Origin of the sequence: Massilia sp. LXY-6 (assembly GCF_051233485.1) — a bacterium.
GTDB lineage: Bacteria > Pseudomonadota > Gammaproteobacteria > Burkholderiales > Burkholderiaceae_D > Telluria.
Genome location: NZ_JBKFGF010000042.1, coordinates 16,283 through 31,529 on the forward strand (window position 1 = coordinate 16,283; position 15,247 = coordinate 31,529).

12 protein-coding genes are annotated in these 15,247 nt (G+C 65.9%); 10 read left to right on the plus strand and 2 right to left on the minus strand.

Annotated elements, in window-relative coordinates; translation table 11 throughout:
* Positions 1–3: 3 nt before the first annotated feature.
* From ACI48D_RS18820 to ACI48D_RS18850, 7 genes are all read left to right on the plus strand, one after another.
* Positions 4–1,656 (plus strand): cation acetate symporter, encoded by a 1,653-nt coding sequence (locus ACI48D_RS18820; RefSeq protein ID WP_435572846.1) that lies wholly within the window; start codon positions 4–6, stop codon positions 1,654–1,656.
* Between the two features lie 228 nt (positions 1,657–1,884).
* Positions 1,885–2,775 (plus strand): methylisocitrate lyase, encoded by an 891-nt coding sequence (gene prpB / locus ACI48D_RS18825; RefSeq protein WP_435572773.1) that lies wholly within the window; start codon positions 1,885–1,887, stop codon positions 2,773–2,775.
* A gap of 22 nt (positions 2,776–2,797) precedes the next feature.
* Positions 2,798–3,964 carry a bifunctional 2-methylcitrate synthase/citrate synthase gene (gene prpC, locus ACI48D_RS18830; protein WP_435572774.1) on the plus strand — a complete coding sequence of 389 codons (1,167 nt, stop codon included), beginning with the start codon at positions 2,798–2,800 and terminating at the stop codon, positions 3,962–3,964.
* A gap of 4 nt (positions 3,965–3,968) precedes the next feature.
* Complete coding sequence (locus ACI48D_RS18835) at positions 3,969–4,505, plus strand: N-acetyltransferase family protein (protein WP_435572775.1); 537 nt, start codon at positions 3,969–3,971, stop codon at positions 4,503–4,505.
* Positions 4,502–7,114 (plus strand): Fe/S-dependent 2-methylisocitrate dehydratase AcnD, encoded by a 2,613-nt coding sequence (gene acnD, locus ACI48D_RS18840; protein WP_435572776.1) that lies wholly within the window; start codon positions 4,502–4,504, stop codon positions 7,112–7,114. The genes ACI48D_RS18835 and acnD overlap by 4 nt, the downstream gene beginning before the upstream one ends.
* A complete protein-coding gene (gene prpF, locus ACI48D_RS18845) occupies positions 7,114–8,319 on the plus strand; it encodes a 2-methylaconitate cis-trans isomerase PrpF (RefSeq protein ID WP_435572777.1) in 1,206 nt (401 codons plus the stop codon). Before acnD ends, prpF begins: the two co-directional genes overlap by 1 nt.
* Before the next feature lie 134 nt (positions 8,320–8,453).
* Positions 8,454–11,354 (plus strand): EAL domain-containing protein, encoded by a 2,901-nt coding sequence (locus ACI48D_RS18850; RefSeq protein ID WP_435572778.1) that lies wholly within the window; start codon positions 8,454–8,456, stop codon positions 11,352–11,354.
* Here ACI48D_RS18850 and xth read toward each other — a convergent pair.
* Positions 11,351–12,115: an exodeoxyribonuclease III gene (xth, locus tag ACI48D_RS18855; protein ID WP_435572779.1), complete on the minus strand. Its 765-nt coding sequence runs from the start codon at positions 12,113–12,115 to the stop codon at positions 11,351–11,353. The two genes, ACI48D_RS18850 and xth, sit on opposite strands and share 4 nt — an antisense overlap.
* A 454-nt stretch (positions 12,116–12,569) precedes the next feature.
* On the opposite strand from xth, the gene ACI48D_RS18860 reads away from it, so the two are divergent.
* From ACI48D_RS18860 to ACI48D_RS18870, 3 genes are read left to right on the plus strand one after another with little or no spacing between them, the layout of a single operon-like run.
* Positions 12,570–12,947, plus strand: coding sequence for a hypothetical protein (locus tag ACI48D_RS18860; protein ID WP_435572780.1), 378 nt, complete (start codon positions 12,570–12,572; stop codon positions 12,945–12,947).
* Positions 12,947–13,150 carry a DUF1653 domain-containing protein gene (locus ACI48D_RS18865; protein WP_435572781.1) on the plus strand — a complete coding sequence of 68 codons (204 nt, stop codon included), beginning with the start codon at positions 12,947–12,949 and terminating at the stop codon, positions 13,148–13,150. The genes ACI48D_RS18860 and ACI48D_RS18865 overlap by 1 nt, the downstream gene beginning before the upstream one ends.
* A gap of 7 nt (positions 13,151–13,157) precedes the next feature.
* Positions 13,158–13,607: a hypothetical protein gene (locus tag ACI48D_RS18870; RefSeq protein ID WP_435572782.1), complete on the plus strand. Its 450-nt coding sequence runs from the start codon at positions 13,158–13,160 to the stop codon at positions 13,605–13,607.
* A 68-nt stretch (positions 13,608–13,675) separates the two neighbouring features.
* Here the strand turns inward: ACI48D_RS18870 and ACI48D_RS18875 are convergent, their stop codons facing one another.
* Complete coding sequence (locus ACI48D_RS18875) at positions 13,676–15,172, minus strand: leucyl aminopeptidase (RefSeq protein WP_435572783.1); 1,497 nt, start codon at positions 15,170–15,172, stop codon at positions 13,676–13,678.
* Positions 15,173–15,247 lie beyond the last annotated feature (75 nt).

Sequence of the window (15,247 nt, forward strand, 5' to 3'; positions counted from 1 at the left end):
ACAATGATCCGACACGCTTCCGCGCTGGCCCTGCTGGCCGCCGCCAACGCCGCCATCGCCGCGCCCGATCTGGGCCAGGCCACCAAGCAGGCCACCAACTGGACCGCGATCACGATGTTCGCGGGCTTCGTCATCTTCACCCTGTTCATCACCAAGTGGGCGGCCAAGCGCACCCGCTCGGCGTCCGACTTCTACACCGCGGGCGGCGGCATCACCGGCTTCCAGAACGGCCTGGCGATCGCCGGCGACTTCATGTCGGCCGCGTCCTTCCTCGGCATTTCGGCCGCCGTGTTCGCCAACGGCTTCGATGGCCTGATCTACGCGATCGGCTTCCTGGTCGGCTGGCCGGTCATCACTTTCCTGATGGCCGAGCGCCTGCGCAACCTGGGCCGCTTCACCTTCGCCGACGTCGCCGCCTACCGCTTCGCCCAGACGCCGGTGCGCATGTTCGCCGCGGCCGGCACCCTGGTGACTGTGCTGTTCTACCTGATCGCCCAGATGGTCGGCGCCGGCCAGCTGATCAAGCTGCTGTTCGGCCTGGACTACGGCATCGCCGTGGTGCTGGTCGGTATCCTGATGATGGTGTACGTGCTGTTCGGCGGCATGACCGCCACCACCTGGGTGCAGATCATCAAGGCCGTGCTGCTGCTGGCGGGCGCCTCCTACATGGCGTTCTCGGTGCTGGCGCTGTACAACTTCAGCCCCGAAGCCCTGTTCGCCAAGGCCGTCGACGTGCACAGCAAGGGCTTCTCGATCATGGGCCCGGGTAACTTCATCAAGGACCCGATCTCCGGCATCTCCTTCGGCATGGCGCTGATGTTCGGCACCGCCGGCCTGCCGCACATCCTGATGCGCTTCTTCACCGTCCCGAGCGCCAAGGAAGCGCGCAAGTCGGTGCTGTGGGCCACCACCTGGATCGGCTACTTCTATATCCTGACCTTCATCATCGGCTTCGGCGCGATCGTGCTGGTCGGTACCAACCCGGCCTTCAAGGATGCCGCCGGCAAGCTGCTGGGTGGTAACAACATGGCGGCCGTGCACCTGGCCAAGGCCGTCGGCGGCGACGTCTTCCTCGGCTTCATCTCGGCCGTGGCCTTCGCGACCATCCTCGCGGTGGTGGCCGGCCTGACCCTGTCGGGCGCCTCGGCCGTCTCGCACGACCTCTACGCCACCGTCATCAAGAAGGGCCAGCCGGCCCCCGGCAGCGAGCTGCACGTCTCGAGGATCACCACCATCGTCCTCGGCATCATCGCCGTTGGGCTGGGCTATGTGTTCGAAACCGTGAACGTGGCCTTCATGGTCTCGCTGGCCTTCGCGATCGCCGCCTCGGCCAACTTCCCGGTGCTGTTCATGTCGGTCCTGTGGAGCAAGTGCACCACCCGCGGCGCGACCGTCGGCGGCTTCCTGGGCCTGGCCACCGCCGTGATCCTGACCGTGCTGTCGAAATCGGTATGGGTCGACGTCTTCCACAACAAGGTCGAGATCTTCCCGTACACCTCGCCGGCCCTGTTCTCGATGATCGTCGGCTTCGTCGGCGTCTGGCTGTTCTCGGTCACTGACAAGAGCCCGCGCGCCGCCATCGACAAGGCCGGCTTCGAGGCGCAGGAAGTGCGTTCCGAGACCGGTATCGGTGCGGCGGCGGCTTCGGCTCACTGATCTTCCGGCAACGCCGATAAACCCCGCCGAGTGCGGGGTTTTTTATTGCCTGTTTCACGCCGGTGTTTCACAATGAAACGTTGGTGAAACGCCGGGGCAGTGCCGCCATGTCGCAAGCCGCGCAAGTGCTTGAAAACACGGGGGGAGGGCGCCGGCCGCCGGCTTGGCACGCCCCTTGCATTACTCCTGGCATATTCCCGTCAACGCAACATTGAAAGGTAAGAGCACATGAGCCAACTCTCCGCAGGCGCGAAATTCCGCCAGGCCGTGCAGGAAGAACACCCGCTGCAGGTGATCGGCGCGATCAACGCCAACCACGCCCTGCTGGCCAAGCGCGCCGGCTACCGCGCGATCTATCTGTCGGGCGGCGGCGTGGCCGCCGGTTCGCTGGGCTTGCCGGACCTCGGCATCTCCGGCCTGGAAGACGTGCTGATCGACGTGCGCCGCATCACCGACGTGTGCGACCTGCCGCTGCTGGTCGACATCGACACCGGCTTCGGCTCGTCGGCCTTCAACGTCGCCAGGACTGTCCGCTCGCTGATCAAGGCCGGCGCCGGCGCCTGCCACATCGAAGATCAGGTCGGCGCCAAGCGCTGCGGCCACCGTCCGGGCAAGGAAATCGTCAGCCAGGGCGAGATGGTCGACCGCATCAGGGCCGCCGTCGACGCCCGCACCGACGACAACTTCGTGATCATGGCGCGCACCGACGCGCTGGCCGTCGAAGGCATCGACAAGGCCGTCGAGCGCGCGGTCGCCTGCGTCGAAGCCGGCGCCGACATGATCTTCCCGGAAGCGATCACGAGCCTCGAGATGTACGCCCAGTTCAAGAAGGCGGTCAAGGTGCCGATCCTGGCCAACATCACCGAGTTCGGCGCGACCCCGCTGTTTACCGTCGAGGAACTGAAGGGCGCCGACGTCGATATCGTGCTGTACCCACTGTCGGCCTTCCGCGCCATGAACAAGGCCGCCGAGAACGTGTACGAAGCGATCCGCCGCGACGGCACCCAGAAGAACGTGGTCGACACCATGCAGACCCGCGCCGAGCTGTACGACCGCATCGACTACCATAGCTTCGAGCAGAAGCTGGATGCCCTGTTTGCCCAGAACAAAGCCAAATAATTTGCCTACGGAGACTTTCGAGATGACCGATCAAACTGTTCACAACGACACCCCGACCTTCAAGCCGAAGAAATCCGTCGCCCTGTCCGGCGTCGCCGCCGGCAATACCGCGCTGTGCTCGGTGGGCCGTTCCGGCAACGATTTGCACTACCGCGGCTACGACATCCTGGACGTCGCCGACACCTCCGAATTCGAAGAGATCGCCTACCTGCTGGTGCATGGCAAGCTGCCGACCGTGGCCGAGCTGAAGGGCTACAAGGCCAAGCTGAAGATGCTGCGCGGCCTGCCGCAATCCCTCAAGGCGGCACTGGAAGCGCTGCCGGCCGCTTCGCACCCGATGGACGTGATGCGCACCGCCGTCTCGGTGCTGGGCTGCACGCTGCCGGAAAAGGACGACCACAACATCCCGGGCGCGCGCGACATCGCCGACCGCCTGATGGCCTCGCTGGGTTCGGCGCTGCTGTACTGGTACCACTTCAGCCATAACGGCAAGCGCATCGAGGTGGAAACCGACGACGATTCGATCGGCGGCCACTTCCTGCACCTGCTGCACGGCTTCAAACCCTCGGACGAGTGGGTCAAGGCCATGCACACCTCGCTGATCCTGTACGCCGAACACGAGTTCAACGCCTCGACCTTCACCGGCCGCGTGATCGCCGGTACCGGTTCCGACATCTACTCGGCCATCACCGGCGCGATCGGCGCGCTGCGCGGTCCGAAGCACGGCGGCGCCAACGAAGTCGCGTTCGAAGTCCAGAAGCGCTACGAGAACCCGGACGAAGCCGAAGCCGACATCCGCAACCGCGTCGCCAACAAGGAAGTCGTGATCGGCTTCGGCCACCCGGTGTACACGATCTCGGACCCGCGCAACAAGGTGATCAAGGAAGTCGCCCGCAAGCTGTCGGCGGAGGCCGGGTCGATGAAGATGTTCGACATCGCCGAGCGCCTGGAATCGGTCATGTGGGAAGTCAAGAAGATGTTCCCCAACCTCGACTGGTTCTCGGCCGTCTCGTACCACATGATGGGCGTGCCGACCGCGATGTTCACGCCGCTGTTCGTGATCGCCCGTACCTCGGGCTGGTCGGCCCACGTGATCGAGCAGCGCATCGACAACAAGATCATCCGTCCGAGCGCGAACTACGTCGGCCCGGAAGACCTGCAGTTCGTGCCGCTGGCGGAGCGCAAATAAGGCCATGAGCGGCCGGCCGCCTTCGCAGTTCACGGTACGGCGCCTCGGTCCACCCGACGCGCCGGCCTACCGTTCGCTGCGCCTGGCCGGCCTGCGCGCCTTTCCGCACGCCTTCCGCCCGGACTATGAGGAGGCCTTGCAGCAGCCTCTGTCCTGGGCCGAAAAGCGCCTGGCGAAGGAGGGAGAGTACTGGTTCGGCGCTTTCGACGGCGGCGCGCTGGCCGGCGCGGTCTGCCTGCGCACGCAGGAAGGCCGCAAGATCCGCCACTCCGCCAGCCTGAACGCGCTGGTGGTCGACCCGGACAAGCAGGCACGCGGCATCGGCAGCGCACTCCTTGCTCATCTAATCGAATTCGCTCGCTCACTTGGGACCATCCGCCAGATCACGCTGACGGTCCACGAAGGCAATACGCGCGCGCAGCAGCTCTACGACGCCTTCGGATTCCGGCAGTTCGGCCTCGAGCCGGGCGCCTTTCTGCACGACGGAAGGTACTACGCCAAGCAGTACCGCCAACTCTTATTGGATTCACCAACATCATGAACAGCCAATACCGCAAACCCCTGCATGGGACGAATCTGCACTACTTCGACGCCAAGGCCGCGGTCGAAGAGATCCAGCCGGGCGCCTGGGACGGCCTGCCGTACACGTCGCGCGTGCTGGCCGAAAACCTGGTACGCCGCTGCGAGCCGGTCGCCTTGGTGCCCTCGCTGAAGCAGCTCATCGAACGCAAGCGCGACCTCGATTTCCCCTGGTTCCCGGCGCGCGTGGTCTGCCACGACATCCTCGGCCAGACCGCCCTGGTCGACCTGGCCGGCCTGCGCGACGCCATCGCCCTGCAGGGCGGGAACCCGGCCCTGGTCAACCCGGTGGTGCCGACCCAGCTGGTGGTCGACCACTCGCTGGCGGTCGAATGCGGCGGCTTCGATCCCGACGCTTTCGAGAAGAACCGCGCCATCGAAGACCGCCGCAACGAAGACCGTTTCCACTTCATCGAGTGGACCAAGAAGGCTTTCCAGAACGTCGACGTGATCCCGCCGGGGAACGGCATTCTGCACCAGATCAACCTGGAGCGCATGAGCCCCGTGGTCCAGGTGAAGGATGGCGTGGCCTTCCCGGACACCCTGGTCGGCACCGATTCGCACACCCCGATGGTGGACGCGCTGGGCGTGATCGCGATCGGCGTGGGCGGACTGGAAGCGGAAAGCGTGATGCTGGGCCGGGCGTCCTACATGCGCCTGCCGGACATCATCGGCGTCGAGCTGACCGGCAAACCGCAGCCCGGCATCACCGCCACCGACCTCGTGCTGGCGCTGACCGAGTTCCTGCGCAAGTCGAAGGTGGTATCAAGCTATCTGGAATTCTTCGGCGAGGGCGCCTCGAACCTGACCCTGGGCGACCGCGCCACGATCTCGAACATGGCCCCGGAATACGGCGCGACCGCCGCCATGTTCGCCATCGACGAGCAGACCATCAAGTACCTGAAGCTCACCGGCCGCGACGACGAGCTGGTGAAACTGGTCGAGACCTATGCCAGGGAAACCGGGCTGTGGGCCGACACGCTCCAGCAGGTCGAGTACGAGCGCACGCTCCGGTTCGACCTGTCGACCGTGGTGCGCAACATCGCCGGACCCTCCAATCCGCACAAGCGCGTGCCGACCTCGGAACTGGCCGCTCAGGGCATCGCCATTCCTGCCGAAAAGCGGGTCGACAACGAGCCCGGCCTGATGCCGGACGGCGCCGTGATCATCGCGGCGATTACCAGCTGCACCAATACCAACAACCCGCGCAACATGATCGCGGCCGGCCTGATCGCCCGTAACGCCAACAGGCTCGGACTGCTGCGCAAGCCGTGGGTCAAGAGCTCGCTGGCGCCGGGCTCCAAGGCGGTGGCGCTGTACCTGGAAGAAGCGGGCCTGCTGCCGGAGCTGGAACAGCTGGGCTTCGGCATCGTCGCCTTTGCCTGCACCACCTGCAACGGCATGTCGGGTGCGCTCGACCCAAGCATCCAGAAGGAAGTGGTCGAGCGCGACCTGTACGCGACCGCCGTCCTGTCCGGCAACCGCAACTTCGACGGCCGCATCCACCCGTACGCGAAGCAGGCCTTCCTGGCCTCGCCGCCGCTGGTCGTGGCTTACGCGATCGCCGGCACGATCCGTTTCGACATCGAGAAGGACGTGCTGGGCGTGGACGCCGCCGGCCGCGAGATCAGGCTTGCCGACATCTGGCCGAGCGACGCCGAGATCGACGCCGTGGTCGAGCAATCGGTCAAGCCGCAGCAGTTCCGCAATGTCTACGACGTGATGTTCGCGCGCCAGGAGACGGCGGCGGAAGCGGTGTCGCCGCTGTACGAGTGGCGCCCGATGAGCACCTATATCCGCCGTCCGCCGTACTGGGAAGGCGCGCTGGCCGGAGAACGCACGATGAAGGGCATGCGCGCGCTGGCGGTGCTGGGCGATAACATCACCACCGACCACCTGTCGCCGTCCAACGCCATCATGATGGACAGCGCGGCCGGCGAATACCTGCACAAGATGGGCCTGCCGGAAGAAGACTTCAATTCCTATGCAACCCACCGCGGCGACCACCTGACGGCGCAGCGCGCGACCTTCGCCAATCCGACGCTGAAGAACGAGATGGTGCGCAACCCGGATGGGAGCGTGCGCGCCGGCTCGCTGGCACGCATCGAACCGGAGGGACAGGTGACGCGCATGTGGGAAGCGATCGAGACCTATATGGAACGCAAGCAGCCGCTGATCGTGATCGCCGGCGCCGACTATGGCCAGGGTTCCTCGCGCGACTGGGCGGCCAAGGGCGTGCGCCTGGCGGGCGTGGAGGCCATCGTGGCCGAAGGCTTCGAGCGCATCCACCGCACGAACCTGGTCGGCATGGGCGTGCTGCCGCTGGAGTTCATGCCGGGCACGACCCGCCTGACGCTGGGCATCGACGGCACCGAGACCTTCGACGTGATGGGCGAACGCACGCCGCGCGCGGTGCTGAACCTGGTGGTGCATCGCCGCAGCGGCGAGACCATCGAGGTGCCGGTGACCTGCCGCCTGGATACCGCGGAAGAAGTGTCGATCTACGAGGCGGGCGGCGTGCTGCAGCGGTTTGCGCAGGACTTCTTGGCGACCACGAAGGTGGCTGCGTAATGGCACACATCCCCCAAATCAAAATCCCCGCCACCTACATGCGCGGCGGCACCAGCAAAGGCGTGTTCTTCCGCCTGCAGGACCTGCCCGAAGCCGCGCAGGTCCCGGGCGAGGCGCGCGACAAGCTGCTGCTGCGCGTGATCGGCAGCCCCGACCCCTACGGCAAGCAGATCGACGGCATGGGCGGCGCCACCTCCAGCACCAGCAAGACCGTGATTGTGGCGACAAGTACGAAGCCGGAGCACGACGTCGACTACCTGTTCGGCCAGGTCTCGATCGACAAGCCCTTCGTCGACTGGAGCGGCAACTGCGGCAACCTGTCGGCCGCGATCGGCCCCTTCGCGATCGCCAACGGCTTCATCGACCCCGGGCGCATTCCGCAGGACGGCACGGTCACGGTGCGCATCTGGCAGGCCAACATCGGTAAAACCATCGTCGCCCACGTACCGGTGAGGAACGGCCAGGTGCAGGAAACCGGCGACTTCGAGCTGGACGGCGTGACCTTCCCGGCGGCCGAGGTCCAGCTCGAGTTCATGGACCCGGCGGCCGAAGCCGAAGGTGAGACCGGCGCGGGGGGGAACAATGCGATGTTCCCGACCGGGAACCTGGTCGATGAACTCGAGGTGCCGGGCGTCGGTACGCTCAAGGTCACGATGATCAATGCCGGCATCCCGACCATCTTCGTGAATGCCCAGGACATCGGCTACAAGGGCACCGAGCTGCAGGACGACATCAACGGCGACCCGAAGGCGCTGGCGATGTTCGAGCTGATCCGCGCCTACGGCGCCATGCGCATGGGCCTGATCTCGCATGTGGAAGAGGCGGCGCGGCGCCAGCACACGCCGAAGGTCGCCTTCGTCGCCCCGCCTGCCGCTTACCTCGCCTCCAGCGGCAAGCAGGTCAAGGCGGACGACATCGACCTGCTGGTACGCGCGCTCTCGATGGGCAAGCTGCACCACGCGATGATGGGCACGGCCGCGGTGGCGATCGGCACCGCGGCGGCGATCCCCGGCACCCTGGTCAGCCTGGCCGCCGGCGGCCGCGCGCACGAAGCGGTGCGCTTCGGCCACCCGTCCGGCACCTTGCGCGTGGGCGCCCAGGCGCAAGTGGTCGACAGCGACTGGATCGTCACCAAGGCGGTGATGAGCAGGAGCGCGCGGGTGCTGATGGAAGGCTGGGTACGCATCCCCGGCGACACCTTCTGACACGCGATGCAGCGCCGGCCCGCCGTCGCGCACGGCGGGCTTTTTTTTGCCTGTTCGTTATTTTCGGTAAATTTTGGTTTATGATCCCCCTGTGAAAAGAGGTTCCTCGGACGGACCCAAAGACTGGAACAGGGATGGATCGTGTAACGAGCAAACCGGCCCTGGTGGCCGAGGCGCTGGGGCTCATTGCGGCTCCCGCATGTGCCTGCGATGCGCTGGGAATGGTATGGGCGGCCAATGATGCGCTTGAGCGCCTGTTCGGCGCGCCGCTCGAAGGCTTGACGCTGCCGGCTCTCTTCAGCCAGGACTGCGCCGGACAGGCGGCCTGCGAGGCCGGGCTGGCGCTGACGGCCGAGCGGCGCTGGAACGGGATGCTGGCGGCCGGCGGCAAGGAAGTACCGGTCGAGGTGAGGGCGCTGCCCCTGCCGCCGCATGCGGGCATTCCCGGCGCCACCTTCGTCTTCGGCGAGGCGGACGTGCCGGCCCCGGGCCGGGGCACCGAGGGCGTGTCGCGCAGCACCCTGCTGGAGCAGGCGGCGGTGCTCGAACACGCGCCGGTGGGCATCGTCGTGACCCTGCCGCACCTGGTCAAGTCCTGCAATCCGCGCATGGCCCAGATGCTCGGCTACGAGCCCGAGCAGCTGGTCAACCGCAGCCCGGCCGAATTCTTCGTCTCGCAGGCGGAGTACGACGCCTTCACCGGCGAAGCCATCCCGATCCTCACCAACGGCGACCTGTTCGAAAAGGCCGAGATCCAGCTGCGCCATCGCGACGGCTCGCTGATCTGGTGCCGCATCCGCTCCAAGGCGGTCGACATGAGCTCGCGCGAGGCTGGCACGATCTGGATCCTGGAGGACGTGACCGAGGCGCGTCGCGCCCTGACCGAAGTCCAGGCGATCATGACCAATGCCTCGATCGGCATCTTCTTCACGCGCGAGCGCGTCATCACCCGCTGCAACAGCTGCTTCGACCGGATGCTCGGCTACGAGGAAGACGAAGCGGTGGGCCAATCGACCCGGATCCTGTTCACCAGCGAGCAGGCCTATCTCGATCTGGGCGCGATGGCCTACGGCGTGATCGGGCAGGGCAAGCCTTTCCTCGGCGAGGACATCATGGTGCGCAAGGACGGCACCCCGATGTGGGTCAAGGTGATCGGCTACGCCGTCAACCGCGAAGCGCCGTCGCAGGGCGTGATCTGGATGATCGAGGACCGCACGCACCAGAAGCGCGACGAGGAATCGCTGCGCAACGCCGTGCTGGAGAACCAGGCCATCCTCGACAACGCGGTGCTGGGCATCGCGGTGGTCGAGCGCGGCCGCACGCTGCGCTGCAACCGCAAGATGGAGGAGCTGTTCGGCTACCCGAGCGGCGCGATCGACGGCGCCACCGTGCGCGACCTCTACCCGGATACCGCCACCTGGGACGAGGCCCGCCGCCAGACCCAGTCCGACTTCGCGGCCGGGCGCGTGCACATGGCCGAATACCAGCTGGCGCGCAGCGACGGCACGCGCTTCTGGGCGCGCCTGTCGGGCCGTCCCTTCGACCTGGCCCAGCGCAGCGGCCGCAGCGTGTGGCTGGTCGACGACGTGACCGACCAGCGCGAGGCGGCCGACGCCTTGCGCCGCGCGCGCGACGAGCTCGAAGTGCGGGTGCAGGAGCGCACCGCCGAGTTGGCGGGGGCGAACCGGCTGCTGCAGGCCGAGATCGTCGAACGGCGCCAGGCCGAGGCCAGGGTCCACCACATGGCCTACCACGACGCCCTGACCGGGCTGCCGAACCGGGCACTCCTCTCGGAGCGCCTGGACCGGGCGATGCTGGCGGCGTGCCGCGACGGCCACAAGCTGGCCGTGCTGTTCATCGACCTGGACCGCTTCAAGACCATCAACGATTCGCTCGGCCACCTGACCGGCGACCACCTGCTGAAGGAAGTCGGGAACCGCCTGTGCCGCGTGGTGCGCGCGGTCGACACCGTGGCGCGCCTGGGCGGCGACGAGTTCGTGGTGCTGGTCCCGGGCGTGCGCGAGGCCGGGCAGTGCGCCCTGGTCGGCGACAAGATCATCGCCGCGCTGGCCGAGCCGGTCCGCTTCGAGGGCCGCGACCTGCACATCTCGCCCTCGATCGGCATCTGCCTGTGCCCGGACGACGGCGAGGACCTGGAGACCCTGATGCGCAAGGCCGACGCCGCGATGTACCACGCCAAGGCGTCCGGCCGCAATAATTACCAGTTCTTCGCAGAGCGCATGAACGTGGCGGCGGCGCGCCGGTTCGAGCTCGAGACCAGCCTGCGCGGCGCGCTCGAACGCCGCGAGTTCACGCTGTTCTACCAGCCCATCGTCGCCACGCAGGACGGCGCCGTGCGCGCACTCGAAGTGCTGCTGCGCTGGCGCCGTCCGGGCCACGGCCTGGTCGCGCCCGACGACTTCATCCCGATGCTGGAGGAGAACGGCCTGATCGTGCCGGTCGGCGAATGGGTGATCCGCGCCGCCTGCGAACAGGCGATGGCGTGGTGGCGCGCCGGCTTGCGGCCGGTACCGCTGGCGGTCAACCTGTCGGCGCGCCAGTTCATGCACCGCGGCCTGATCGAGTCGATCCGCCGCATCGTCGGGCAGACCGGGATCGACCCCGCCATGCTCGAATTCGAGATCACCGAGACCGCCCTGATGCAGCACGGCGGCCAGACCCTGGAGACGCTCGAGCAGATATCGGCGATGGGCATCCGCCTGTCGATCGACGACTTCGGCACCGGCTATTCGAGCCTGGCCTACCTGAAGCGCTTCCCGGTCCACAAGATCAAGATCGACCGCGCCTTCGTGCGCGACCTGGAAAGCAGCGGCGAAGACCGGGCGATCGTCGCCGCGATCATGGCGCTGGCCGGCAGCCTGCAGCTGTCGGTGGTGGCGGAAGGGGTGGAGACCGAGGCCCAGCTCGCGCTGCTGCTGGGCCACGGCTGCGACCTCGCCCAGGGCTACCTGTTCTCGAAGCCGATCGATGGCGCCGGGATCCTGCCGATGCTGATGGTCGCGGGCCTGCGCTAGCCGAGGGTGGCGATGACGGGCGTGTGGTCGGACGGCTGCTCCCACTTGCGCGGATCGCGGTCGATCGTGCAGGCGGTGCAGCGCTGCGCCAGGCTGGGCGACAGCAGGATGTGGTCGATGCGCAGGCCGCGGTTGCGGCGGAAAGCCATCTGGCGGTAGTCCCACCAGCTGTACTGTTTTTCCGGCTGCTCGAACAGGCGGAAGGCGTCCGTCAGGCCCAGGCCGAACAGCGCGCGCAGGGCGTCGCGCTCCGGCTCCGAGCAGTGGATCTGGCCGGCCCATGCCTCCGGATCGTGCACGTCGCGGTCGTCCGGCGCGATGTTGTAGTCGCCCAGGATCGCAAAGTCGGGATGCGCCGCCATCTCTTCCTGCACCCACTCGCGCAAGGCGGCCAGCCAGGCCATCTTGTAGGTATACTTGTCGGAGCCGACCGCCTGGCCGTTCACGACGTAGGCGCAGATGATGCGCACGCCGTTCACGGTGGCGGCGATCAGGCGTTGCTGCTCGTCCGGGAAACGCGGGTTGTTGCGCACGACGTCGCTCAGCGGGTGCCGGGCCAGGATGGCCACGCCGTTATAGGTCTTCTGGCCGCTGAACACGACCTCGTAACCGGCCGCGTTGATCTCGGCGACCGGGAATTTATCGTCGGTGAGCTTGGTCTCCTGAATGCAGAGCACGTCGACGGGATTGGCGGCGAGCCACTGCAGCAGGTGCGGCAGACGTACTTTCAGCGAGTTGACGTTCCAGGTAGCTATCTTCATGAATCGTGTGGACTGGTATGGCAAGACCGCCATTATTGCATGGCAGTCGAGGCCGCCAGCCTGTTGTTTTATGGCGTTCCATGGGCCTAAATGGTCGTTACCGGTACACAGTTGCAAATATTTGCACAAATTGCAACGTTGATGTCGTAGAATTATTGCTTAGTAAGAAAAACATATTCCAGCTCTGGCAAACTCGTCTGAACTGTGACAATATGTAACAATCGCGGCAAGGGGGAGAACGATTACGTATCTTTTTCCCTTCAGGAAGAAAATGTTGCAGTACGCCAATTCTACTTGTAATATTTGTATATTTCTTTGAAGTCAAGTATCTCTTGGCAATTCATTGCTTTGATAGGGTTGCCTGGGTCGGATCCCGTTATTCGGCCGCTGGCAGGTGTGTAACGATCGCGGATCCGAAAGCAGGATTTGCACACAGCTTTTGTAAAGGACAGCAATGCGTCAAGCATTCGAAGCATGGGCCCAACGCGATGGCCACATTGTCCGGCGCCGTGAGGACAAGCCGGAAGAATATCTGGTGTACGAAACCCAGCGCCGCTGGCTGATCTGGCAGGCCGCGCTGACGCATGGCGCCAAAGCTGCCGATGCGCAGCAGGCCCAGCAGGCGCAGAAATTCGCGCCGAGCGAGGACAAGGCCCCGGTCATGCTGGCCGACGAGGCCGCGGTACGCAACCGCGTACTGAACGAGGTGTTGGATGCCTTCAGCGAGCTCGACGAGAGCGCCGGCGTCGAGGGCCTCGTGCGTGTCATCCAGAACCTGAAGAAAAAGAGCCAAAGCCAGAGCCAGAGCCGCCAGGTCGAAGCACAGACCTGATGCGCTACCGCCACTACAAGGGCGGGGTCTACGAGCTGGTCTGCGAGGCCGTGCTCGAGGCGGACCATACCCCGGTGATCGTCTACCGGGGCGAGGACGGCGCGAGCTGGGTGCGGCCGAAAGACGTCTTTTTCGAAACGGTCGAAGTGGACGGCGTGCGCGTGCCGCGCTTTGCGCTCATGTCCGCGCCCGCGCTGCCGTAAACAGCGCATGAACAGATTTTTTTATCCGGCGCCGCTGGCGCTGGCGTGCGGCATCGGCCTCGCCGGCTGCGTCACGGCCGTCGACGACGACCCCACCGCGCAGCAGGTGGAAGTGCATGCCATCCTCGATCACCGCGAAGTCGCCGGTGTCGGCTGCCTGCTGGCGAACGATGCCGGCCGCTGGTTCGTCGTCGCGCCCGGACGGGTGACGATCGTCCGCAGCGGCAAGCCGCTGGCCGTCAGCTGCAAGCGCGAAGGCATCGGCAGCGCCGACGAGCGCTGGGACGCGCGCTACGACCGCAACCGCCTGATCGGCAACCTCCTCATCAGCGCCGGCCTGGGCAATGTCGTCCAGAACGGCTATTCCTATCCCGCCACGCTGACCGTGTCGATGCATGCGCCGAAGGCCGGCGAGTCCGGATCCGCCGAAACCGTTGCCGGCACGCCGATCTTTTGACTGCCACGCACAAATGAAAAACGGACGCTTTTCATGGCGTCCGTTTTCGTTCCTGCCCCAGGCGTGGGTTACACGCGATTCAGGAGGAAGGTCGTCAGCAGCGGCACCGGACGGCCGGTCGCGCCTTTCGCAGCGCCCGATTTCCAGGCGGTGCCGGCGATGTCCAGGTGGGCCCAGGCGTAGTTGCGGGTGAAGTTTTCCAGGAAGGCGGCTGCAGTGCACGAAGCGCCGCCCGGGCTGCCGATGTTGGCCAGGTCGGCGAAGTTCGACTTCAGCTGCTCGTTGTACTGCTCGCCGATCGGCAGGCGCCATGCCGTGTCGCCGGTCTGCTTGCCGGCGTCCATCAGCTCGTCGGCCAGGGCGTTGTGCTGGTCGTCGTGGCGGGTGAACAGGCCCGAATTGTGGTGGCCCAGGGCGACGATGCAGGCGCCGGTCAGGGTCGCGATGTCGACCACGGCGGCCGGCTTGAAGCGCTCGGCGTAGGTCAGGGCGTCGGCCAGGACCAGGCGGCCTTCGGCATCGGTATTCAGGATCTCGATGGTGGTGCCGTTCATCGCGGTGACGATGTCGCCCGGCTTGGTGGCACGGCCCGACGGCATGTTCTCGCAGGCGGCCACGATGCCGACCACGTTCAGCTTGATGCCCATCTCGCCGATCGCGCGGAAGGTGCCCAGCACCGAGCCGGCGCCGCACATGTCGTACTTCATCTCGTCCATGCCCGGACCCGGCTTCAGCGAGATGCCGCCGGTGTCGAAGGTGATGCCCTTGCCGACCAGGACCACCGGGGCTTCGTTCTTCTTGCCGCCGTTGTGCTTCAGGACGATGAACTTGGGCGCTTCCTCGCTGCCGCGGGTGACCGACAGGAAGCTGCCCATCTTCAGGGCCTCGAGCTGCTTGCGCTCCAGGACTTCGATGTCGAAACCGTAGTCGGCGGCCAGCTTCTTGGCGGTGTTGGCCAGGTAGGTCGGGGTGCAGACGTTAGGCGACAGGTTGCCCAGTTCCTTGGTCAGGTTCATGCCGTTGGCGATCGCCTGGGCCTGTGCCAGCACGGCCTTCACTTGCGGCGTAGCCTGGGGGACGGCCAGTGCCAGCTTGCGCACGCCGGTGGGGGCCGGGTCCTTCTTGCTCTTTTGTGCGTCGGTGCGGAATTCGGCTTCGTTGGCGGCAACCACGATGCTGCGGATCGCCCAGGCCAGGTCGCGCTCTTTCACATTCTCCAGCGGGAATGCGATAATGGCATCCTGAGCACCCAGCGTGGAGAAGGTTTTCAGGGCGGCGGTGACGGCGCCGGCAAAGCTCTTCTCGCTGACAGCTTCATCAAGGCCCATGCCCACCAGCAGAACGCGGGCGGCGTTCACGCCGGCCACGCCGCGCAGCAGCAAGGTGGTGCCGGCCTTGCCGGAGATATCACCCGACTTGACGGCGGCTGCGATCTCGCCGTTCAGGTCGAGGGCTTTGGCCGCCTCCGACAGTTTTTTGTTCTCGAACACCGCCACTGCGATGCAGCCCGATTTGGCTGCCGCCAGCGTGTTTTTTGTGTCGAATGCTTTTATGCTAAAGTCCATTTGGTTCTCCGTTTGTCTATCCGAGGCTGCGACATCCGCGTGGTCGACGCGCGCCTGCCTGCCTAACCTGCAATT